This is a genomic window from Natrarchaeobius chitinivorans (assembly GCF_003841505.1).
GTDB classification, from domain to species: domain Archaea; phylum Halobacteriota; class Halobacteria; order Halobacteriales; family Natrialbaceae; genus Natrarchaeobius; species Natrarchaeobius chitinivorans.
Genome location: NZ_REGA01000008.1, coordinates 85,609 through 105,307, shown reverse-complemented (window position 1 = coordinate 105,307; position 19,699 = coordinate 85,609). Strand labels below are relative to the sequence as shown.

Annotated in this window: 18 protein-coding genes; 11 read left to right on the top strand and 7 right to left on the bottom strand. The window is 63.1% G+C overall.

Translation table 11 applies throughout. The features are described from left to right. Nucleotides 1-707 precede the first annotated feature (707 nt). From EA473_RS10900 to EA473_RS10890, 3 genes are all read left to right on the top strand, one after another. Nucleotides 708-2,492, top strand: coding sequence for a Cdc6/Cdc18 family protein (locus EA473_RS10900; protein ID WP_124195696.1), 1,785 nt, complete (start codon nucleotides 708-710; stop codon nucleotides 2,490-2,492). Nucleotides 2,493-2,557: 65 nt separating this feature from the next. Continuing rightward, a complete protein-coding gene (locus EA473_RS10895) occupies nucleotides 2,558-3,016 on the top strand; it encodes a hypothetical protein (RefSeq protein WP_124195695.1) in 459 nt (152 codons plus the stop codon). A 480-nt stretch (nucleotides 3,017-3,496) separates the two neighbouring features. Then, the gene (locus EA473_RS10890) at nucleotides 3,497-4,705 is read left to right on the top strand and encodes an MFS transporter (RefSeq protein WP_165875262.1); all 1,209 of its coding nucleotides are present in this window, start codon (nucleotides 3,497-3,499) and stop codon (nucleotides 4,703-4,705) included. A gap of 146 nt (nucleotides 4,706-4,851) precedes the next feature. Here EA473_RS10890 and EA473_RS10885 read toward each other — a convergent pair whose 3' ends face one another. Beyond that, nucleotides 4,852-5,673, bottom strand: coding sequence for a S26 family signal peptidase (locus tag EA473_RS10885; protein WP_124195693.1), 822 nt, complete (start codon nucleotides 5,671-5,673; stop codon nucleotides 4,852-4,854). A gap of 197 nt (nucleotides 5,674-5,870) precedes the next feature. Here EA473_RS10885 and EA473_RS10880 point away from each other — a divergent pair, with 197 nt between their 5' ends. Beyond that, complete coding sequence (locus EA473_RS10880) at nucleotides 5,871-7,553, top strand: DNA-directed DNA polymerase II small subunit (protein WP_124195692.1); 1,683 nt, start codon at nucleotides 5,871-5,873, stop codon at nucleotides 7,551-7,553. A gap of 28 nt (nucleotides 7,554-7,581) precedes the next feature. Here the strand turns inward: EA473_RS10880 and EA473_RS10875 are convergent, their stop codons facing one another. Both EA473_RS10875 and EA473_RS10870 read right to left on the bottom strand, forming a co-directional pair. Then, nucleotides 7,582-7,833, bottom strand: a complete 252-nt coding sequence (locus tag EA473_RS10875; RefSeq protein WP_124195691.1) for a hypothetical protein — start codon at nucleotides 7,831-7,833, stop codon at nucleotides 7,582-7,584. A gap of 119 nt (nucleotides 7,834-7,952) precedes the next feature. Continuing rightward, the gene (locus EA473_RS10870; RefSeq protein WP_124195690.1) at nucleotides 7,953-8,390 is read right to left on the bottom strand and encodes a hypothetical protein; all 438 of its coding nucleotides are present in this window, start codon (nucleotides 8,388-8,390) and stop codon (nucleotides 7,953-7,955) included. 148 nt (nucleotides 8,391-8,538) lie between these two features. Between EA473_RS10870 and EA473_RS10865 the strand changes: the two genes are divergently transcribed. From EA473_RS10865 to EA473_RS10855, 3 genes are all read left to right on the top strand, one after another. Beyond that, nucleotides 8,539-9,717 (top strand): aspartate kinase, encoded by a 1,179-nt coding sequence (locus EA473_RS10865; RefSeq protein WP_124195689.1) that lies wholly within the window; start codon nucleotides 8,539-8,541, stop codon nucleotides 9,715-9,717. Nucleotides 9,718-9,914: 197 nt separating this feature from the next. Continuing rightward, nucleotides 9,915-10,439 carry a hypothetical protein gene (locus tag EA473_RS10860; RefSeq protein ID WP_124195688.1) on the top strand — a complete coding sequence of 175 codons (525 nt, stop codon included), beginning with the start codon at nucleotides 9,915-9,917 and terminating at the stop codon, nucleotides 10,437-10,439. A gap of 231 nt (nucleotides 10,440-10,670) precedes the next feature. After that, a complete protein-coding gene (locus tag EA473_RS10855; RefSeq protein WP_124195687.1) occupies nucleotides 10,671-12,014 on the top strand; it encodes a tryptophanase in 1,344 nt (447 codons plus the stop codon). 116 nt (nucleotides 12,015-12,130) lie between these two features. On the opposite strand, the gene EA473_RS10850 is transcribed toward EA473_RS10855, so the two are convergent. Both EA473_RS10850 and EA473_RS10845 read right to left on the bottom strand, forming a co-directional pair. After that, a complete protein-coding gene (locus EA473_RS10850; protein ID WP_124195686.1) occupies nucleotides 12,131-12,496 on the bottom strand; it encodes a hypothetical protein in 366 nt (121 codons plus the stop codon). A 63-nt stretch (nucleotides 12,497-12,559) separates the two neighbouring features. Further along, entirely contained in the window at nucleotides 12,560-13,696 is a 1,137-nt protein-coding gene (locus EA473_RS10845; protein ID WP_124195685.1) for a thiamine ABC transporter substrate-binding protein, read from the bottom strand. 100 nt (nucleotides 13,697-13,796) lie between these two features. Between EA473_RS10845 and EA473_RS10840 the strand changes: the two genes are divergently transcribed. Both EA473_RS10840 and EA473_RS10835 read left to right on the top strand, forming a co-directional pair. Beyond that, nucleotides 13,797-14,921, top strand: coding sequence for an AI-2E family transporter (locus EA473_RS10840; protein ID WP_124195684.1), 1,125 nt, complete (start codon nucleotides 13,797-13,799; stop codon nucleotides 14,919-14,921). Between the two features lie 105 nt (nucleotides 14,922-15,026). Then, nucleotides 15,027-15,605: a DUF5518 domain-containing protein gene (locus tag EA473_RS10835; protein WP_124195683.1), complete on the top strand. Its 579-nt coding sequence runs from the start codon at nucleotides 15,027-15,029 to the stop codon at nucleotides 15,603-15,605. A gap of 194 nt (nucleotides 15,606-15,799) precedes the next feature. Here EA473_RS10835 and EA473_RS10830 read toward each other — a convergent pair whose 3' ends face one another. Both EA473_RS10830 and EA473_RS10825 read right to left on the bottom strand, forming a co-directional pair. Next, nucleotides 15,800-17,107 carry an ABC transporter permease gene (locus tag EA473_RS10830; protein WP_124195682.1) on the bottom strand — a complete coding sequence of 436 codons (1,308 nt, stop codon included), beginning with the start codon at nucleotides 17,105-17,107 and terminating at the stop codon, nucleotides 15,800-15,802. Further along, entirely contained in the window at nucleotides 17,107-17,883 is a 777-nt protein-coding gene (locus EA473_RS10825; RefSeq protein ID WP_124195681.1) for an ABC transporter ATP-binding protein, read from the bottom strand. Before EA473_RS10825 ends, EA473_RS10830 begins: the two co-directional genes overlap by 1 nt. A 290-nt stretch (nucleotides 17,884-18,173) precedes the next feature. Between EA473_RS10825 and EA473_RS10820 the strand changes: the two genes are divergently transcribed. Together EA473_RS10820 and rpiA are read left to right on the top strand one after the other, a co-directional pair. Further along, complete coding sequence (locus tag EA473_RS10820; RefSeq protein ID WP_124195680.1) at nucleotides 18,174-18,953, top strand: enoyl-CoA hydratase/isomerase family protein; 780 nt, start codon at nucleotides 18,174-18,176, stop codon at nucleotides 18,951-18,953. 32 nt (nucleotides 18,954-18,985) lie between these two features. Further along, nucleotides 18,986-19,693 (top strand): ribose-5-phosphate isomerase RpiA, encoded by a 708-nt coding sequence (rpiA, locus tag EA473_RS10815; protein WP_124195679.1) that lies wholly within the window; start codon nucleotides 18,986-18,988, stop codon nucleotides 19,691-19,693. The last annotated feature ends 6 nt before the right edge of the window (nucleotides 19,694-19,699 follow it).

Below are 19,699 nucleotides of genomic sequence, written 5' to 3'. Positions count from 1 at the left end.
CTAGTAAATATATTATTCTGCTAGTGGTACGGACCTTATTTCTAACCAACCAACATAAAACCTTCCATTATAAAATCCTTCGAGCCTCCTCCCTTGTTCGGACCGTTCCACCTGAAACGAAGGGGTGGGGGGTCAGGGGTGTCATCAGTCACCAACCAACACACCCATCGATCACCCATCACTATCATCATCAGTCAATCACTCATCACACACCCATCTCATCATCTGTCACCCGGCCATCTCATCATTCGTTCGCGTGTTCACTCGAGAACCGAACCCCTGCTCCGAGACGATCGAAAAGACGTTCGAGAGGTCATTCACCGATCAGCTGGAAGCGGATCGACGTCACGTGTCGAACCGTACTCGATAAATCACCGAAATACCCCCGCGAGATTGACGCTAGCGTAACGTGCGTAACCCCAACGTAACCGCCTGTTCGAGAAATGCCTGACCAATACCTTCCAAATCAACGCTTATAGTGGCATGAGATGGCCGAATATTGGATATTCGCCCGATCGTATCTAGTCTGCGATGCTGAATTGAAGGGAAGAATTTATTATCGAGGTGTTCCTCTGCTTCGTTTGCATCAACTGGATCCGAACTGGGACGGTTATCTCGTAGGTTGGCCGTATTTCCCCATCTACACCCGTCTAATCCGGCTCCCGGCTTCGGAATTCCACTCGAAATGAGGGGGGCGTGTACGACGAATGTCAGACGAGGATATGAACACGACCGGTTCGAACGAGATAGACGGTACGCGCGGGTTCGCGACGGAACTCGGTGTGACCGATATCGGCGACGAGGAGTCGAATCAGGGATTGTTCGACGATTTGCTCAGCGGCGAGCCGATCTTCGAGAACAAGGAAGTTCTCCGGCCGTCGTACACTCCCCACGAACTCCCACACCGCAGCGACCAGATCAACAAGATGGCGACGATCCTCGTGGCCGCCCTCCGTGGTGAGACGCCGTCGAACATTCTCATTTACGGCAAAACGGGAACCGGAAAGACCGCCAGCGCGAAATTCGTCAGCAAAGAACTCGAGAGCACGTCCAAGAAGTACAGCGTCCCGTGTGACGTCGAGTACATCAACTGTGAGGTTACCGATACGCAGTATCGCGTGCTCGCACAGCTTGCGAACAAGTTCATCGAAAAGAACGAACAGCGTATAGACGATCGGATCGACTCACTCGAGGAGTTACTCGCGGCCGTCGACGATTACGATCCGGGATCCGAGTCACCGGAGTTCGAAATCGCATCCGAGAACGAGTCGGAGCTTTTCGCCGATCCCACGGCGGACGGAGGGAGCGAACGCAACGTTTCGACTGGAACTACCAACTCCGATACTGATGGTGATTTCACACCTGAAACAGGGGGGTCTCCGGCGGAGCGGTCGACGGACGACGTTTCCGACGCTGAATCGGATCCCGACCGTCGGGTTTCGGAGGCTGAGGGACGTGCTCGACCCGAAGCAACGGGTCCCGCCAATACCGACGATACTCCTGACGCACGTTTCCCGTCCGATCACCCGCTCGAGTCGACGTCTTTTGACTCCCGCCAGGCGGTCGAAGACCGCATCGTCGACCTCAAGGAGGATAAAGAGTCGTTCGAGGAAGTGCCGATGACGGGGTGGCCGACGGATCGCGTCTACAGCGTCTTTTTCGACGCAGTCGACTACGACGAGCGAGTCGTCGTCATCATGCTCGACGAGATCGACAAACTGGTCGAGAAAAGCGGCGACGACACCCTCTACAATCTCTCACGGATGAACTCCGAACTCGAGAATTCACGGGTGTCGATCATCGGTATCTCGAACGACCTGAAGTTCACAGACTTCCTCGATCCCCGCGTCAAATCTAGCCTCGGTGAGGAAGAGATCGTCTTCCCGCCGTACGACGCAAATCAACTGCGGGACATCCTCCAGCACCGGTCGGAAGTCGCGTTTAAAGGCAGTGCACTTTCAGACGACGTAATCCCGCTCTGTGCGGCCTTTGCCGCACAGGAACACGGCGACGCTCGTCGCGCGCTCGACTTGCTTCGAACCGCGGGTGAACTCGCAGAGCGCTCCCAGGCGGAAACGATCGTCGAAGAACACGTTAGACAGGCCCAGGACAAGATCGAACTCGACCGCGTCGTCGAGGTCGTCCGGACGCTCCCGACCCAGAGCAAACTCGTCCTCTTTTCGATCATCCTGCTCGAGAAAAACGGCGTCCACAGCATCAACACCGGTGAGGTGTTCAACATCTACAAGCGTCTCTGCGAGGAGATCGATGCGGACGTCCTCACCCAGCGGCGCGTGACTGACCTCATCAGCGAACTCGACATGCTCGGGATCGTCAACGCGGTCGTCGTCTCGAAGGGCCGGTACGGCCGGACCAAGGAGATCAGCCTCTCGGTTCCACTCGAGGAAACCGAGGCCGTCCTGCTTTCTGACTCCCGGCTTTCTGACATCGACGACGTCCAGCCGTTCGTCCAGGCCCGCTTCGAGAACTAGGGTTCGATTCCAGTTGATCTGGAATCATCGACGAATCGAAATAGGTGGAGTGATTGCATTCGCGTATGCGACGACGGACTCTCATCGTCGGATCGGCGACGTTTTCTGCGATTTCCGGCTGTCTACTCGACGACGAGGGCGATGCCAAAGCGCCCGAACTCCACGGAATCGGTCGTCTCGAGATCGTCATCGACGGTTCGCCGGTCGATCTCTCCGAAGACCGGTTCCAGGCCGAACATGCCGACAATTACTCGATGGACTTTCACTTTCACGAGGAGACGGACTTCTGGTATATGGAGGGAGAGGAACCGGTGACGTTCGCCGAAGGGATCGATGCCATTCCGTACTTCGAGTACCGGCAGGACGCCGGTGCCCACGTCGTAACCTACGACGGAACGGCGTATCACGGGGACGAATCCGGAACGGAGCTGCGATTTCGCGTCGACGACGACGAGGTCGAGCCGACCGAGTACGTCCTCGAGGACGGCGACGACCTGCTGCTCGAGATCAGTACTGGCGGGTGATCTCTTGCGGTCTCGAGTACGCTCTCTCGCATCGGCTCGGAGTATGGGTCTCTCGGTTGTGTCGACGCCGTTGTAATGGAGCCCTCTCCGTCGAAACGTCTTTGGTACGAGAGTCCGATCGAGTCAGCTTGACCCGTCATGACTATTGTTCGAATGAGCACTAATTTTCTAAATATGTGGGGATATAATCCTTAATAGTTCATGAATGTTTTGTGTATGTGGTTGCGGGCGTATATATTACAAACTCTAAAAAGCATTGTCTTTTTCACGGAACTCTGCGAGTGTGTACCATGTGGAAGTGCAAACAGTCCGTCGTCACGGTCTGTCGGCTTGCGTTTGGGGCCGATAGCTGGCTGACGACCAGTGGTGATACCCCAGTCTCTCTCGAGGCAGCCACTGAACGAATCGATCGTCTCATCGCTCTCGAGGAACAACTCGCTAAACCGAGAGTCACGACTCGGGATGGCGAGTGACCGTCAGATGAAACGGTTTCAGTGGGTTCTGTTGTTCGGGATCGTGGTCGTGGCGATAAGTCTCCGCCCCGCCGTCGCCTCGGTCTCGCCCGTTCTAGAGACGATTCGAGCCGATCTCGGTCTTTCGTACACGGCACTCAGTTTGCTCACCACAATCCCCATCCTCTGTATGGGTGCGTTCGCACTGACGGTTCCGGCGATCACGGATCGGGTCGGTCGCGAGCGGGGCGTGTTCTGGGGCATCGTTCTCATCACCGTTGCAACGGGAATCCGTCTGGGAAGTCGACACGTTTTGGTACTGTTCGGAAGCACTCTCCTGGTCGGAATCGGTATCGCTGTCACTCAGTCGCTGCTTCCGTCGCTCGTCACGGAGTACTTGCCAGGACGGGAATCGTTCGCGACTGGTGTGTACACGGCGAGTTTGACGGTGGGTGCGGCGCTCGCCGGCGGGGTGACTGCCCCGATCGGCGATCTCGTTGGCTCCTGGCCGGCGGCGCTGGCCGTCTGGGCTGTCCTCGCAGCGATCGGTGTTCCTCTCTGGTATCTGAGTTGGCGGTGGGCTGTCCGCCGGAAACCCGCGAGTGACGACGGTGGGGATCGAGTACGCCTTCCGTGGCGAAATCGGTGGGCGATCGTACTGACGCTGTTTTTCGGCAGTTCGTCGACGATGTTCTTCGTCGTACTGGCCTGGCTCGCTCCGAGGTACGTGGCGCTGGGATGGGGGGCGAGTCACGCTGGGATGCTTCTCTCGGCGTTCGTCGTCGCACAGCTCGGTGGAAACCTGGCGGTGTCGGCGGTTGGGGACCGGCTGAGCGACCAGCGACCGCTGTTTGCGCTGATGCTGTTTTCGGTCATTGGCGGGGCGACGGGCGTCGTGATCGCTCCACAGTTTGTCCCGTGGATCTGGGCGGTTCTCCTCGGTATCGGCACCGGCGGATTGTTCACGCTGGGGCTTACCTTGCCGGTGATCTACGCCGCTGGACCGACGGCGACGGACGGACTCGCTTCGATGATTCTCGGCGGTGGATATTTCATCGCCGCGATCGGTCCGGCCGCCGCGGGCGTCCTTCTGGACGTCACCGGCGGGTACACCGCGGCGTTCGGTGGTTTGGCTTTTCTGTCGGTAGTACTACTGGCCGTGTCGATGCGGTTCGAACCGGGACGAGAGACGGTTACAGTACAGGTCTCGGAGCGATCCGGACGTGACAGGGTTTGATTCAGCCGGCCGGCGAACTCGAGTGTAGGGCCGCTCGAGGCGATCGTGTCTGGTCCGAACTCCTGTCGCATGAACTCCTGTCTCGATTTTTCGAGGCGGTCGGAAATTGGTCGTGATCGCTCCAGTTTCGGTCGTGTCGATCCGGTTTACAGTGACAAAAACCCGTATGAAGCGGGCTGTGAAAACGACACGGGGGCGATCATCCCGCCGAACAGGGAGTCGAAGAACAGTCGAACGTGTCCGAGCCACGGAACTCGGATCATCGCTTTACCGGTGACCCAGTCGGGATGGACGACGGTGGTTCCGGCCCCGCCGTGGTACTGGTCGTAGCCGCTGTTGTCGTCGCCTTTCGTCACGAAGCCGTCGTGTGGCGCGGGGCAGGTCGGCACCTCGGCACAGGTGGCATCGGCGACGTACTCGTCGTTCGCCCTGGTGTCGACCCAGTTTTCGCCTTCGTCGACCCAGAAGTGTGCACGGTGGATGATCGGCGTCCGATACTCGCTGCCGTCCGGTTTGAAGACGATGACGTCGCCGGGCTGGCCGAACTTCTCGTGATCGGCGTTCTGTCCGTCCTCGAGGGTCACGACGCCGGTACCGTCGGTCGCCTGATCGCCGGCGAATCGGTCGTCGTCGACGACGAAGATCAGATCCCCTCGTTCCATGTTCGGCTCCATGCTCCCGCTCTCGACGGCGACCAGCGGCGGCCAGATACCGCTGATCGCGAACAGAACGAGCGCGATTACCGCGACGATGGCGACGCTACTCAACACGTCCCGGACGGCGACGACCGTGCCGTCGTCGGTTCCGAGAAACCACCGGACGATCCCGTCGTCTTCGATCGTAACGTCGCCGTCGCCGGTGTCTGTCGTTCGCTCGGCGTTTCGCCTCGAGTCGTCGGGGCCGTCCCAGTCGGGGCCCTCGGAGTCGGAGTCGCCGGCGTCCGGATCACCGGAGTGGGGACCGCTCATTATCTCGCCTTTTGCCGGGGCGTGCAATCAAGGTTCTGTTCGTTCGGGGATGGATCGGAATCACCTCTCGAGTCCCCAGACACCGGTCGGATTTCGATCCGCCGGTTTCGAATACGATCGTGTGCCGGCGGAACCGCCGTTTCCTTTTCCGGGCGCAGTTCGCTATCCTTTTTTATCCAGTCGCGAATGCGAGGTGTGTGCCACTCGAGGGACCCGCGAAAATCGTCGACGAACTCACCAGCATGGGGTTCAACGCGGAGCGTGAGGCGGTCACGAAGATCGCCTCGGCGGACCGCCCCGCGGCCGTCTTGGAGCAGGTGATCGAGACGATGCCCGACGACGCACTGGTCGTCCGAACCGGCCACGTCGAATCGGTGCTCTCGAGTGAAGAACCTCTCACCGAACCGACCTCATCCGAGGGTAAACGCGGATCGACCGACGCGGGACCCTCCGACGCGAATCCGCCCGATACAGGCCCGTCCGACGCGGATCCGTCCGACACAGACCCGTCCGACGTAGGTCCGTCCGCTGACCACTCGGATGGCGGTCGGGGGAGCGACGACGAACACCCCTCTGTTTCAACTGGAACTACCCCGCCGATGGGCGGCGATACCGGCGACACGTCTCCAGTTGAAACGAAGGGGTCCGGAGCCGGTCGATCGAGCGATCCCGCGCTCCGATCGCTCGAGATTACCGGCGACATGACCGGTGAGAGCACCGGAACTGGCGAGTACGAGGATTTCGTGGCGGTCTTTCGCGACCGTCTCGAGCGACTCGGTTCGAAACTGAAAGGGCGGGTCAACCACCGGCCGGCGACGGCGATCCAGAGCATGCCCGGCGGCAGCGAGGTCGGCATGGTCGGGCTGGTCAACGACATCCGCTCGACGGCGAGCGGTCACTGGCTGATCGAACTCGAGGACGCCACGGGGACGTTTCCGTGGCTGGTGATGAAAGATCGGGAGTACGCCGATCTGGTCCAGGAGTTGCTCTGTGACGAAGCGCTGGCGATGGAAGGAACGCTCTCGGACGACGCCGGAATCGCGTTCGTCGACTCGATGTACTTTCCGGACGTCCCCCGGACCCACGAGCCGTCGACCGCCGACCGTCACGTACAGGCGGCGCTCATCAGCGACGTCCACGTCGGCAGCGAAGAGTTCATGGCCGACGCCTGGAGTGCGTTCACCGACTGGCTTCACACCCAGGAGGCCCAGCACGTCGAGTACCTGCTGATCGCGGGCGACATGGTCGAGGGCGTCGGCGTCTATCCGAATCAGGACGAGGAACTCGACGTCGTCGACATCTACGAGCAGTACGAGGCGTTCAGCGAACGGCTCAAATCCGTCCCAGGCAACATCGAGGTCGTCATGATCCCGGGCAACCACGACGCGGTGCGACTCGCCGAACCCCAACCGGGGTTCGACGAAGACCTCCGGGAGATCATGTCGGCTCACGACTCGAGGATCGTGAGCAACCCCTCGACCGTGACCCTCGAGGGCGTCTCCGTGTTGATGTATCACGGCGTCTCCCTCGACGAGGTCATCGCCGAACTTCCGGAGGAGAAGGCCAGTTACGACGAACCTCACAAAGCGATGTACCAGCTTCTGAAAAAGCGCCACGTCGCCCCGCAGTTCGGCGGCCACACACGCCTGGCACCGGAAGAGAAAGACCACCTCGTCATCGAGGAGGTCCCCGACATTTTTCACACCGGCCACGTTCACAAACTCGGATTCGGCAAGTACCACAACGTGCTCGCGATCAACTCGGGTTGCTGGCAGGCCCAGACGGACTTCCAGGCGTCCGTCAACATCGACCCCGACGCGGGATATGCGCCGATCGTCGACCTCGATACGCTCGACGTGACCGTCCAGAAGTTTAGCTAGCCCGTTCCACGCATCGACTATCCGATCGTCATCGACGTATCGTTTTCACCCGTGCCAGGACCCCGTTCGTACTGGGCTCGTCGTCCCGCGAACTTTCGGCACCGACCGGCTCTCCTATCGCGGCTTCCAGAGCGAGTGCGACGATACTCAGGAAGATGATGACCGCGCCGAAGACGGTCAATGGCGTGAGCCCACCCTGGAGGAGGCCGATACCGAAAATTATGGTGCCGAGTACCTGCACGCCGAGGACGGTCTCGTAGCGGTGTGATCTCACGTTCATACCGGAGAGACGCTACGAGCGGCGATAAAGCTAGTATCGGATTTACCTGTCTGTCCGGATATCCACTCTATCGTGATCCGGCGTTCGGGGTCACCCCGCGCGAACCGCTCCGGATCGGCTCACGGATCCAATCGAAACTTCACCGTTCGGGAGCCGTCGAACCGTGGCCCCGGTCCCCGGTGTTCGAACCCGAGTTCTTCGGCTGCCGTTCGGACGTGTTCGCCGTCCGAGGAGATGAGCAGTTCGACGGCCATCGACTCCCGTTCGGCGAACCGAACCGGCTCCGCGAGCAGTCGTTTGCAGGCCTCGTCGGTGCCGTCGAGCTGTGTGACGTGTACCGTATCCTCTTTCGCGTCGAAGCTGATAAATCCAAGCAGATCCTCGGGATCGGAGCCGTCGTACTGCGATCTCGAGACGTCAGCGTTCGGATCGTGGGTGCCGTCTTCGGCGACGCGAACCGTCCGATCGTGAACGAGATTTCGCATCACGTCGGTGGGTGAGTCGGCGATCGCCGCGAGCGCGTCGGCGTCTGCCTCGAGTGCGTCCCGTACGTTCATCGTCGTGTGGTAATGCTACGCACGAATATAAAGTCCCGGACGAGCCCCACTGGGACAATGGGACACAGTTATCTGCCCGCTCTGGTAACGAACCGAGTATGAGCCACAACATCGGTAACAGTTCACAGCCACGCTGTGAGGTGACAGTATGCGCGTCGTAGCCAAGTTCGGGGGAACGAGTCTCGGCAGCGGTGAACGGATCGACCGTGCGGCGGATTCGATCGCCGCGGCCGTCGAGGACGGACACGAAATCGCGGTGGTCGCGAGTGCGATGGGGTCGACGACCGACGATCTGCTCGACGACATCACGTTCGAGACGGACGAAGCGGATCGCGCACAGATCGTCAGTATGGGCGAGCGAACGTCCGTTCGGATGCTCAAAGCGGCGTTGTCGGCCCGCGGGATCGACGCCAAATTTCTGGAGCCGGGCAAAGACGACTGGCCGGTGATCACCGACGAGTACGGCGAGGTAGACGTCGAGGAAACGCAAGCACGTGCCCTCGAGGTCGCGAAAACGATGGACGAGGAGGTACCGGTTCTCACCGGTTTCCTCGCGGAGGGTCCGAACGACTCCGTCACGACGCTCGGTCGCGGTGGCAGCGACACGACGGCGGTCATGATGGGTAACTACATGGACGCAGACGAGGTCGTCATCGTAACCGACGTCGAAGGCGTTATGACCGGGGACCCCCGCGTCGTCGAAGGCGCACGAAACGTGGGCAAAATCTCCGTCGACGAACTCCGAAATCTCTCCTTTCGCGGTGCCGAAGTCGTCGCCCCCTCGGCGCTGTCGTATAAGGACGGCCGACTCGACGTCCGCGTCGTCCACTACCAGCACGGCGACCTGCTCTCCGGCGGGACGAGCATCGAAGGCGAGTTCAAGAACCTCGTGGACCTGCGCGAGCGCCCGCTCGCGTGTCTGACCGTCGCCGGCCGGGCGATCCGTAACCAGCCCGGCGTCTTCAGCCACTTGTCCTCGGCGCTGAGCGAGAGCGACGTCAACGTCGACGCCGTAGCCAGCGGGATGGACACGATCACGTTCTACATCGACGAGGACGAAGCCGAACGCGCCGAGAACATCCTCCACCGGGAGGTCATCGCCCGCGACGAACTCTCGAGTGTCACCGTCGACTCGCCGGTTGCGGTCGTACGCGTCACCGGCGGCGAACTGCCGAACCAGCCGGGAGTCGTCAGCGAGATCATCGCCCCGCTCGCCGAGGAACGAATCCACCTGCAGGACGTCATCACGAGCGCGACCAGCGTCGCGGTGTTCGTCGACTGGGACGACCGCGAGAAGACCCTCGAGTTGACCCAGGAACTCTTCTAGATCTCGACGACCGTTTGCGAACTCTGAACGATCATATTTCGGATAATAATCAACCGATACAGCGACGGAAACCGACTGAACCCGTCGATAGACTCTCTCACGGGGTTTTCAGACAGTCCACGTTGGTGACGGTAGTCGGTCCCTTGTCCGGAAGAAACGGGCTCGTAACGAAGGATTGGCGTGGCGGACTCGAGGCCATGAGCACGGACCCCGCAGTAACCGAAGTGTTTCAGGACGTCGAGCCCGACCCGGACGCGGTTCTCGCGGCCGCAGGCGTCGAGTCACCGGACGAACTCGCCGAGAGCGGCGGCGAACACGACCCGACGATCGACGACGAGATCGACGCGGACCCGGACGATCTCGAGGGACTGTTCGCTGGCCTCGAGAGCGCCGTTCCCGATCGGTCCGAGTCACTCGAGTCGGTGGACGATCGTTCGTCGGGCGAGGATCGACGGGGGGCGGACACCGGATCGTCCGCCGATCCGACAGCGGCAGACGACGCGGTTCTGATCGGCGAGCCGACGGTCACGGCCCGACCGACCGACGCGGGGCTCGAGGAACTGGTCGACGGAACTGAGTCCCGACCGGAATCGCGGTCGGCGGGCGGGATCGAACTCGTCGGTCCCACCCCGAGTCCCGACCGGGTCGAAAACGACGCGTTCGGAACCGGTCGAGCGTCCGAGTTCCACTGGTTCGGTGACGAGGTCGAACTCTCGTCCTGATACGGATCGCTGTCTCGTCTCAACCGCGGCTCCCGGTCTCACCGGCGGTGACCAACAGCAAACCGTCTGGGCTCCGGTAGCCGACTGACGGCTGTCCCCGGCTGGCGGTCCGTAACGAATCCCCGAACCTCTCCATCGGTGAGCGAACCTGTCCGTGGTCGATTCGATCGGTTCGTCGGTCACCGAATCACGTCACTCGATTTCAACTCGCTGGACGTCTCAGTGAGGTGTATGGTCGCGTACAAATCGAAGATGGTCGAGTCGATCTCGCTCCCCCCGAGGGACCGCCGAGAGCGAAACCTCGAGGCGGCCGGCTACAACGTTTTCAATCTCGACGCCGATGAAGTCTTCATCGATCTGTTGACCGACAGCGGAACGGGTGCGATGAGCGATTCGCAGTGGGCCGCACTGATTCGGGGCGACGAAGCCTACGCCGGTTCGCGTGGGTTCGACCGCCTCGAGTCGGCCGTCGAGGACGTGATGGGCTTTTCCCATGTAATTCCGGCCCACCAGGGCCGGGGCGCTGAGAACGTCCTCTACGGGACGGTGCTCTCCGAGGGCGACGTCGTTCCGAACAACACCCACTTCGATACGACGCGGGCTCACGTCGCCAACCAGGGGGCAGAGCCGGTCGACTGTCCCGTCGATCGCGCCTTCGATCCGGATGCTTCCGACCCGTTCAAGGGGAACTTCTCGCTCGAGCGAGCGCGGGAGGTGGTCGACGACGTCGGCCCGGAACGCGTTCCGCTCGTGATCCAGACGATCACGAACAACTCGGCGGCGGGACAGCCGGTCAGCGTCGAGAACACCCGTCGAGTTCGCGAGTTCGCCGACGAGATAGACGCGACGTTCGTCGTCGACGCCTGCCGGTTCGCGGAGAACGCCGCGTTCGTTCGCCGCCGCGAGGAGGAGTTCGCCGACCGGGAAATCGACGAAATCGCACGAGAACAGCTCGGGCACGCGGACGCGGTCGTGATGAGCGGGAAGAAAGACGGCCTCGTCAACGCCGGCGGTTTCGTCGCGACCGACGACGCCGACCTCTACGAACGGTGCAAACAGCGTGCGATCCTCTACGAGGGGTTTCCGACCTACGGCGGCATGGCCGGCCGGGACGTCGCCGCGCTGGCCGTCGGGCTTCGCGAGGCCGTCGAGGAGGCGTACGTCACCGACAGAATCGATCGCGTGGCAGCGTTCGGCGAGATGCTCGCGGACGTCGGCGTGCCGATCTACGGCCCCACCGGCGGTCACGCCGTCTATCTCGACGCGGGGTCGGCGCTCTCACACCTCCCGGCGGAAGCATTTCCGGGACAGGCGTTCGTCTGTGAACTGTACCGCGAGGGCGGCGTTCGCGGCGTCGAACTCGGCAGCTTCGCGTTTCCGGAAACGGATCGACCCGAACTCGTGAGACTCGCCGTTCCGCGGCGAACCTACAGCCGCGAGCACTTCGAGCACGTGGCCGAAACCGCCGCTACCGTCCTCGAGAAACGAGAGGAGGTCGTCGGATTCGAGATCGCCGCCGAACCCGAAATCCCCGAACTCCGTCACTTCACGGCCGGGCTCGAGCCGTTGGCGTAGTCGTCCGGGTTCACTCGAGTCGATGGAAACCCAACCGGTCGTCGAGCGCGCTGTCGATTCGAGCGAGTTGCCGATTCGAGTGGGCCGTCGATTCGAGGGTTCCTGATTCGAGCAGTCTAACTCGAGACGATTCCACGAGCGCGGTCTCGAAAGCTCGGTTCCTCTTCGGACTGACTCTCGAATTGCCGTCTCGCCAGCGACTGGAGTCCGGAGTCGGTCGACGTCGATCCGGAGTCGCCGAGTCCGGCGAGCCACTCCGGTAGCTGTGATTCGATCTCGTCGCGCTTCTGGGCTTTGAGCTGGCTGTACTTCCGGAGGACGAGGCCGACGCCGATGAACAGGCCCGCGTCCATCAGTTCGCGTCGGAACCGTTCTCGGTCGTCTCGTATCGCGATCGCTTTCACGAGCGAGAGGATTCCGATCGCGAGATAGAGCTTCGAGCTCTTCGCCGGGTCGCCGCTGAGTAGTCGTCGAAACGCCATGCGCCGCGACGTACCACGGTGGGATTCTTAAAGCTGCGCCGGGCTTTCGCCGTCCGCCGCCAGTTAATCGGTGCCTGTGTCGTCGATTTCGGGGCGGTCGTCGATTACGTCCTCCCCGAACTCCTCACCCCACTCCTCGAGCCAACCGGTCAGGTTCCCGTGAAGTTCGTCGTAGGTAAACCGTACCGGCTGCTCGGGCTGGCGAGCGAACGCCGTAAACTCCGTGCCGAGGTCGAGATATTGGCGCTCGAGTGCGGGAAACTGTGCGTTTCGGATGGCGATTTCCGTCTGTATCTGACTCGACAGCAGGAAGTCGACGAACTCGTAGGCGAGTTCCCGTCGTCCGGTGTCCGCAAAGACTGCCACTCCCTCGACGTTTTCGTACCCCTGGCCGTCGGGGGTTGCGATCTGGTGGCGTTCCATACTCCTGTCGGCCGCGTTCGCAGCGATCCGATCGGTCGTATACGAGACGACCATCGGCCGGGTTTCCTCGAGGTACTCGTCGACGTACGAGTCCGTCCAGCGCTCGTACACGTCGACGTCGTTCTCCCGGAGGCCCTCCCAGTAGTCGACGAACTCGTTTCCGTACGCCGCGACGGTCGACAACAGGAAGGCTCGGCCGGGGGCGGATCGACGTGGATCCTGTGCGAGTACCGTTCCGGCGTACTCCTCCGCGAGCAGGTCCTCGAACGTCTCGGGTGCTTCGAGGACCGATTCGTCGTAGACGAGGCCGACGTACCCCGAATCGATCGGAAGTGCCCTGTCGTCCGGGTCGCCAAACGACAGATCAGCGCGGATCCGACCGTCACGCTCGAGTCGCTCCCTCTCGAGGCGTTCGAACACGTCGGCGGAGACGGCTTCGTCGAGGAAGACGAGTTCGGCAGGCGTCAGACCGAGATAGACGTCCGCGTTCATCTCCGCTTCGAGTCGGGCCCGCTGGGCGTAGTGTTCGATCCCCGCTTCGGGGACGATCCACTCGATTTCGGCGTCCGGAAGCTCCTCCTCGAACGCCTCCGCGAGGACGGCTCCGGCCGGCGTCTCGCCGGTCACCATCGAGGAGTAGGTTACGACCCGGAGCGTGTTCTCGTCTTCCGGTTGTGCCTCCTCGGGTTCGTCGTCTTCGTCCTCGCGCTCGAGACAGCCGGCGACGGCCAGCATCGACCCGCCGCCGACGCCCCGGACGAAGGTCCGTCGTCTCATCGTTCGGATCTCGGTGCGAAGCGGCATAAGGGTCCTGTCCTCGCACGCGCTCGGTTCGTTCGGAGGGAAAGACTTTCACCGTCCAGTGTGAGTCACTCGTGTGGAACCGAACGAACTCGAGGACCGCGACCGAACCCGGCGATACGTCCTCGCGGGAATCGTCGTCGCACTCGGGGTCCTCACGGCGGGGATATTGCTCGAGGTCCTCGGGACGATACTCTTCGCGTTAACGGCCGCGTACGTCCTGATTCCGGTCCAGAAGTGGCTGGTCAGGCGCGGGTTTACGGAGTGGACAGGGGCCGTCGGGGCGACCGTCGTCGGATTCGTCGTCGTCGTCGCCGTCTTTTCGCCGATCGCCGCGACGCTTTACTTCAGACTCGACGAGATCATCGGATTCCTCGAGGCCATTCCGCCGGAGGTTCCGATCACTGCCTTCGACGTCACGTACACGGTCGACGTCGCGGAGGTCCAGGGCCTCGCGATCGACTTCCTCACGACCAGTGCCATCGCGCTCGCCTCCTCGTTGCCGGTACTCGCCATCAAGTTCGCGCTGTTCGTCATCCTGCTGTTCGCGCTCGTTCTCAAAGGGGAGGCCGCCGCCCGGGCCGCCGTCGCCCCGGTCCCCCACGAGTATCGGGACGTGGTCTACGCGCTCGCCAAACGCGCTCGAGAGACGCTGTACGCGATCTACGTACTGCAACTGGCCACCTCGGTCGTGACGCTGATAATCGCGTACCCGCTGTTCTGGGCGCTCGGCTACGACATTCCGTTCACGCTCGCGCTCCTCGCGGCGATCTTGCAGTTCGTTCCGATCATCGGTCCGAGCCTGCTGATCGTTCCGATCGCGATCTATCACGTCGTCGCCGGCGAACTGGTGGCCGCGGTGCTCGTTGCAGTCCTGGGAATCGCGCTCGTCGCGTGGTTCCCCGACGTCGGCGTTCGACCGCGCCTCGCCCGTCGGTCGGCCGGGCTTCCCGGGAGCCTCTACTTCGTCGGTTTCACCGGCGGACTGTTCACGCTCGGCGCGATCGGCATCGTCGTCGGCCCGCTCATCGTCGCCGTCTTCGTCGAGGCGGTCGACCTCCTCGCCGACGAAGTCAACGACGATACCGACGTCTCCGACCTCCTCGAGCCGGATCTCGAACACGGTGACCGGGGCGACGAACTCGTGACCGACACCGAAGCGTCCTACGAGGAATCGCCCTCTCGTGCGGCGGACGACTGATTTCGTCTTCGAGCGACGGCGACCGACGCCGCCGATTCGACCGAGGTCTCGCCCGCCGTCTTTTGGACCACCGACACTTTTCTCCTTGCCTGTCGTTCGTTCGGTATGGTCAGTAGTCGAACGCTCGTTCACGCGATTATCGGCGCGGTCGTCGGCGTCGTCCTCTCGTTTATCCCGTTCTCGACGGTTATCGGCGGCGCAGTCGCGGGCTTTCTCGAGGGGCCGGATACGCGCGACGGTGCGCTCGTCGGGGCGCTGGCCGGTGCGATCACGTTCGTTCCCGTCGCCGCTGGCGCGTTTCTCGTCCTCGTCTTTCTCGGGTTCGGGTTCGGAGCCAGTGGCGGCCCGACGGGCGGACTCGTGTTCCTCCTGTTCGTCGTCATCGTGGCCACGACGACCCTTCTGTTCTACACCGTCGGCGTGGCGTTGCTCGGCGGGTACGTCGGTTCGTATCTCGCCCGCGAGTACCCCGAAAAGCGGACCAACACCCGCCGAACGATCGGAATGAGCGCCGACGAACGCGCCGGTCGACCGCCTGCAGGGCGACGGAATCGGCGGGGGCCGCCGGAGCCGACGGACCTCGAGGCCCCGGACTCCGACCGGCCGCCGGCGACCGACGCCAGGAACGATCGGACCGAGCCGACGCGGTGGCAGGAGGAGCGCGAAACGGACCGAGACGAGTGACGTCGAGCGGGAACGTCTCCAGGACGAGTGCCAGCGAAAGGCGACGTCTCCGGGTCGAATGACGGAAATGGCTGATGTTTGCCCGTCCGTGCACGCTCCGACGGTGGCCTCTCATACGGATTACTGTAACTGTTTACCGGCGCACCCGCGACCCGGGTCGCGGGTACGCCGGCAAGGACTTACAGTAAACCGTATCACTCGTACCGGAGCGCGTCTATCGGGTCCGTTCTGGCCGCCCGCCAGGCGGGGTACAGCCCCGAGATCACGCCGACGAGAACGCCGACGACGATCGCGAGAGCGACGTACTCGTAGGGGTAGACAAGCGGCAGATCGATGTACAGCGCGCCGAGATATCCTGCGAGCAGTCCGAGCCCCGTCCCGAGAATCGCGCCGATCACGCCGAGGATCACCGCCTCGGCCAGAAACAACCCGAGGACGTCCCGGTTCTGTGCCCCGACGGCTTTCATAATCCCGATCTCGCGGGTCCGCTCGGTGACGCTCACCAGCATGATGTTCGCGATCCCGATCGAGCCGACGAGCAGCGAGATGGCAGCGATGCCGACGATGAAGTTCTGCAGAAGGTCGAGGACGTCCTGTAACTGCTGGAGCAGTTCGGTACTCGTCTGGAACGTCATCTCGAGGTCGTCGTCCTCGCCGACGAACTCGCTCGCGTCGGCGTCGTCGCTCTCGAGGTGTGCGATCGCCCGATCGCGAGCGGCGTCGACGTCTTCGTCGGCCGCAGTCTGGGCTTCGACGACGACCGCGAGGAATCGAAGGTCGCCGTTCGAGTCGGACGTTCCGTCTCCGACCCCGTCGTCACCCTCGGCCCCGTCGCCGATCCCCACGCCGGCCGTTCCCTCCGCGTAGTACGGGTCGGTCGGCACGTAGATCCGCGGCGAGGCTTCGAACCCTTCGAAGGGGCTCAGCCCTTCGGAGGTCGTCGTAATGCCGACGACCTCGACGGTCGTCTCTTGGCCGCCGATGGTCGTGATCGTCAACTCGTCGCCGACGCTTGCGTTCTCCTCGAACTGTTCAGCGGCGGCCGGGTTGAGAACCCCTTCGCGTTCGCCCATCTCGAAGCTCCGACCGTCCTCGATATCATCCTCCCGGACGTAGGACGGTCCGGTCGCGACCAGGCCGTCGCCCTGTGGCACCTCCTCGTCGCCGTCAGACACCGTCTGCGTGGGAATCGTCGCGTAGCCGTAGGCTGCCGTCACCTCGTCGAACTCCTCGAGTTCCTCGAGATCGGCGTCGCTGACCACTGGCTGGGCTCCGGCCAGCGGGCCGCCTTCCGTGTCGGGATCGGCGGCCCACCCGTAGAGGTTGCGCTGATCGTCGGGGCTGATGTCGCCGATGATCCCCGCTTGCAGGCTCGCGCCGAGCGTGACGAACGCGATCACCGCAGCGATGCCGATCACGACTCCGAGCGTCGTCAGCGCTGACCGGAGCGCGTGACCGCGGATCGAGCGCCAGGCGAGTCGGAGATGCTCGATCGGTTGCATCAGCGCCCGTCCCCGGCTTCCGAGTCGGTCTCACCAGTGACGTTCGGGGTCGTCGATCCCCCCGGTCTCGTCGTCTTACCGTCGGACTCGAGTTCTTCGATCCGCTCGATTCGACCGTCGAGCAAGTGGACGATCCGCTCGGCACGCTCTGCGACGTGGCGCTCGTGAGTGACGACGACCATCGTCGTCCCGGCCTCGTGGAACTCGTCGAAGAGATCGAGAACGTCGGCTTCCGTCCCAGTATCCAGGTTTCCGGAGGGCTCGTCGGCCAGGACGATCGCCGGATCGTTCACCAGTGCCCGGGCCAGCGCGACCCGCTGGCGCTGACCGCCGGACAACTCGTTGGGCAGGTGGTCGGCCCGGTCGCCGAGACCGACGCGCTCGAGAAGCGTCCGCGCTCGCTCCCGACGTTCCCCTCGGCTCACGCTCTGGAACAACTGGGGGAGGGCAACGTTTTCGAGGGCGGTGAGTCGGGGCATCAGGTTGAACGTCTGGAAGACGAATCCGACCTGCTCGCCGCGCAGCGCGGTTCGCTCGTTTCCGTCGAGGGCCGTCACGTCCCGCCCGTCGACGATCACGGTCCCCTCCGTCGGGGTATCCAGACAGCCGACGAGGTTCATCAGCGTCGACTTCCCGGAGCCACTCGGTCCCATAATCGCGGTGTAGGACCCTCGAGGAACCGCAAGCGAGACGCCGTCGAGGGCGTGAACGGGCTCGGCCAGCCGGTAGGTCTTGCGCACGTTTTCGAGGGAGACTGCGGTGTCCGAACTCGCCATGGGATGTCGACCACGAAGAGGGGGAAAAACCTTCCAGACGCCGCTCCGGGAGGTGACTCGAGGCCGACCCGTATCCCGACGAGTGATACGGGCTGCTGTCCCGGCGTCCCGGTGCATTCGTGGACCGCCCGTCGTTGTGCGGGTACTGTTGTGTGCCGGTCTGTTGTGCGGGTACTGATGTGTGCCGGTCTGTTGTGCGCCGATACTGCTGTCCAGTACCCGTCTGCGAACGCGTCCGGAGACGCCGGCAGGACCGAACCCATTTCACCCTGGCAGTGGAGCGATTGGGTATGTACTGGGAGACGGTTCGACTCGACTGGAACGACGGCGACGACGTCGCCACGCTGACGATCGATCGACCGGATGCGCTCAACGCGTTGAACGTCGAGACGCTCGAGGCGATGGTCGACGCGCTTTCGGAGGCAGAAGCGAACGACGCCCGCGCGCTCGTTCTCACGGGCGGGGGCGACGACGCGTTCATCGCGGGTGCGGACATCGCACACATGAAAGACCTCTCCGTCGAGGAGGCCCGCGAGTGGGTCGAACTCGGCCACACCGTCGCCGACGCAATCGAGGCGTTTCCCGCGCCGACGATCGCCGCCGTCAACGGCTACGCGTTCGGCGGCGGCTGTGAGATGGCGCTCGCCTGTGACCTCCGGATCGCAGCCGAGTCGGCGGTCCTCGGCAACACGGAGATCGACCTCGGGATAATCCCCGGCTGGGGGGCAACCCAGCGGCTTCCGCGGATCGTCGGCGACGAGACAGCGCGTCGAATGATCTATCTCGGCAAACGCCTCGACGCCGAGAGCGCGGCCGAGGTTGGCCTCGTCGGCGAGGTCGTCCCGGACGACGACCTCGAGGACGTCGTCGACGACCTCGCGGGCAGAATCGCGGCCAAGCCGGCGACCGCGATCCGGGCCGCGAAACAGTCGATCAACCAACAGTACGAGGGATCGAAAACGAGCGGCCTCGCGTACGAAAAGCGAGCGTTCGCCGGCCTGTTCGGAACGCCGGATCAACGCGAGGGCGTCGAGGCGTTTCTCGAGGACCGGGAGCCGGAGTTCGAGTAACGCTTTTCCCACCGCCGCACGCGGTAGCAATCATGAAGACGGAGGGTGGTTCGGACGCGGCGAAGCGACGGGCCGGCGAACGGGCGGCCGAAGCGGTCGAAGACGGCGACGTCGTCGGTCTCGGCACCGGTTCGACGACCGCGTACGCGATCGACGCGATCGGACGCGCCGTCGCCGACGGCCTCGCGGTTCGCGGAATTCCGACGTCGTTTCAGTCACGACGACTGGCGCTCGAGGTCGGGATCCCGCTGACGACGCTCGACGCGGTCGAGGCTGTCGACCTCGCGATCGATGGCGCAGACCAGGTCGTCGACGCGCCGGACGCGCGCACTGACGGCGCACTGATCAAAGGCGGCGGGGCAGCCCACGCACGCGAGAAGATCGTGGACGCGACGGCCGACCGGTTCGTCGTCGTCGCCGATCCCTCGAAGCTGACCGACCGCCTCGAGCGCCCGATCCCGCTCGAGGTCCTTCCCGATGCCCACACCGTCGTCGCCGACCGCGTTCGCGAGTTCGGCGGCGATCCGACGCTTCGGGACGCCTCGCACAAGGACGGCCCGATCGTTACCGACAACGGCAACCTGGTCCTCGACTGTGCGTTCGGATCGATCGAGGATCCCGGCGAACTGGCGACGCGACTCTCGAGCGTTCCGGGAGTCGTCGAACACGGGCTGTTCGTCGGTATGGCGGATACGACGTACGTCGGGACCGACGACGGCGTCGAGATTCGGGAGTACTGATACGGT

What these genes read in the sequence shown, in the direction of transcription:
- EA473_RS10900 (WP_124195696.1), top strand. Translation starts at nt 708, where the DNA reads ATGTCAGACGAGGATATGAACACGACCGGTTCGAACGAGATAGACGGT.
- EA473_RS10895 (WP_124195695.1), top strand. Translation starts at nt 2,558, where the DNA reads ATGCGACGACGGACTCTCATCGTCGGATCGGCGACGTTTTCTGCGATT.
- EA473_RS10890 (WP_165875262.1), top strand. Translation starts at nt 3,497, where the DNA reads ATGAAACGGTTTCAGTGGGTTCTGTTGTTCGGGATCGTGGTCGTGGCG.
- EA473_RS10885 (WP_124195693.1), bottom strand. Translation starts at nt 5,673, where the DNA reads ATGAGCGGTCCCCACTCCGGTGATCCGGACGCCGGCGACTCCGACTCC.
- EA473_RS10875 (WP_124195691.1), bottom strand. Translation starts at nt 7,833, where the DNA reads ATGAACGTGAGATCACACCGCTACGAGACCGTCCTCGGCGTGCAGGTA.
- EA473_RS10870 (WP_124195690.1), bottom strand. Translation starts at nt 8,390, where the DNA reads ATGAACGTACGGGACGCACTCGAGGCAGACGCCGACGCGCTCGCGGCG.
- EA473_RS10865 (WP_124195689.1), top strand. Translation starts at nt 8,539, where the DNA reads ATGCGCGTCGTAGCCAAGTTCGGGGGAACGAGTCTCGGCAGCGGTGAA.
- EA473_RS10860 (WP_124195688.1), top strand. Translation starts at nt 9,915, where the DNA reads ATGAGCACGGACCCCGCAGTAACCGAAGTGTTTCAGGACGTCGAGCCC.
- EA473_RS10855 (WP_124195687.1), top strand. Translation starts at nt 10,671, where the DNA reads ATGGTCGCGTACAAATCGAAGATGGTCGAGTCGATCTCGCTCCCCCCG.
- EA473_RS10850 (WP_124195686.1), bottom strand. Translation starts at nt 12,496, where the DNA reads ATGGCGTTTCGACGACTACTCAGCGGCGACCCGGCGAAGAGCTCGAAG.
- EA473_RS10845 (WP_124195685.1), bottom strand. Translation starts at nt 13,696, where the DNA reads ATGAGACGACGGACCTTCGTCCGGGGCGTCGGCGGCGGGTCGATGCTG.
- EA473_RS10835 (WP_124195683.1), top strand. Translation starts at nt 15,027, where the DNA reads ATGGTCAGTAGTCGAACGCTCGTTCACGCGATTATCGGCGCGGTCGTC.
- EA473_RS10830 (WP_124195682.1), bottom strand. Translation starts at nt 17,107, where the DNA reads ATGCAACCGATCGAGCATCTCCGACTCGCCTGGCGCTCGATCCGCGGT.
- EA473_RS10825 (WP_124195681.1), bottom strand. Translation starts at nt 17,883, where the DNA reads ATGGCGAGTTCGGACACCGCAGTCTCCCTCGAAAACGTGCGCAAGACC.
- EA473_RS10820 (WP_124195680.1), top strand. Translation starts at nt 18,174, where the DNA reads ATGTACTGGGAGACGGTTCGACTCGACTGGAACGACGGCGACGACGTC.
- rpiA (WP_124195679.1), top strand. Translation starts at nt 18,986, where the DNA reads ATGAAGACGGAGGGTGGTTCGGACGCGGCGAAGCGACGGGCCGGCGAA.